This window comes from Streptosporangium sp. NPDC003464 (assembly GCF_053588315.1).
Window position 1 is genome coordinate 1 of the sequence record NZ_JBSFPS010000560.1, and the last position, 1,325, is coordinate 1,325.

The following is a 1,325-nucleotide window of genomic DNA, read 5'->3' on the forward strand; positions in this document are numbered from 1 at the left end:
CGGCCCGCGCGGGCCGTACGGTCGCGGGGCGTCCGCCGCAGGAGAAGGGTCAGCGCGACGGCGAGGGTGACCGCCCGGGCCAGCACGGTCGCCGCGGCGGCCCCCTGGACGCCGAGGTCGAGGCCGTAGATGAACAGCGGGTCGAGGACGATCACCAGCGCGTTGCAGAGCAGGGCGGTGCGCATCGGGGTGGTGGTGTCGCCGCGCCCCTTGAAGATCCCGTCGGTCAGCGACTGGGCGAAGAAGATCGGGATCCCGGCCAGGGAGACCAGGTAGAAGTCGGCGGTCAGGGCGGCGGTCGCGGCGTCGTCGGTGAAGAGCCGGGCGAGCGGCTCGCGCAGCAGCACCCCGGGGACCGCCACCGCCAGGCTGGCCGCCGCCCAGAGCAGCCACGCCGTACGGATCACCGGTGTGACCGGCTCCCGGCCGTCCCGCCTGCCGACCAGGACGGTGGTCCCGGTCTGGACGGCGAGGATGACACCCAGGGCGAGGTGCTCGGTGGTGGTCGCGACCGTCACCGCGGCCACGGCCCGGCTGCCCAGGCCGGAGACCCAGAGCAGGTCGATCAGGCCGACGGCGACCACGGCGGTCAGCAGCTCCACGTAGACGGGCAGGGCAAGGCGGATCAGTTTCACGCTGTACCTCGTTTCGAGCTATGTCGTTTAGAGGTATAGCGTTACGATGCTTCCATGGCAAGCGGCGACCTGACCCTGTCGATCCTGGGGTTTCTCGGCGAGGGGCCGATGCACGGCTACGAGCTCAAGGCCCGGATCCTCCAGCTCAGCGGCCATCTGCGGCCGGTCAGCGACGGGGCCCTCTACCCGGCGATCGCCCGGCTGGAGAAGGCCGGGCTCGTGGAGCGGCACGAGGAGGAGGGGGCGGGCGCGGCCCGCCGCCAGGTCCTCACCCTGACCGAGGCCGGGCGGGCGGAGCTGCTGCGGCGGCTGCGGGAGCCCGCCGACCTCGACATCAGCGACCAGACCCGCTTCTTCGGCCTGCTGACCTTCCTGGCCCAGTTGCCCGACCGCGCGGACCAGGCCGGGGTGCTCCGCCGCCGCCTCGCCTTCCTGCAGGCCCCCGCCAGCTTCTTCTACCGCGACGGCCGGCCGCTGCGGGCCGAGGAGGTCCCCGACCCGTTCCACCGCGGCATGCTGCTGATCGCCCGGGCCACCGGTGAGGCCGAGAAACAGTGGCTCAAGGAGGCCGTCGCCGACCTGGAGTCCTGACCGTCCGCCGGGGTGGAGGCACGCCCGGCGGCAGGGACTGAGCAGTCGGCTCGGCGCGCAGTTCTCGCCCCTCTACGATGAGTTCGTTGCGCTCATCGA

At 72.7% G+C, this 1,325-nt stretch carries 2 protein-coding genes; one reads left to right on the forward strand and one right to left on the reverse strand.

All coding sequences use genetic code 11. The annotated features are described in order from the left end of the window. The coding region (locus ACWDS7_RS48530; protein WP_451934835.1) for an MATE family efflux transporter at window positions 1–635 on the reverse strand (635 nt) is incomplete at its 3' end. A 54-nt stretch (window positions 636–689) separates the two neighbouring features. Between ACWDS7_RS48530 and ACWDS7_RS48535 the strand changes: the two genes are divergently transcribed. After that, window positions 690–1,226 carry a PadR family transcriptional regulator gene (locus ACWDS7_RS48535; protein ID WP_451934836.1) on the forward strand — a complete coding sequence of 179 codons (537 nt, stop codon included), beginning with the start codon at window positions 690–692 and terminating at the stop codon, window positions 1,224–1,226. Window positions 1,227–1,325 lie beyond the last annotated feature (99 nt).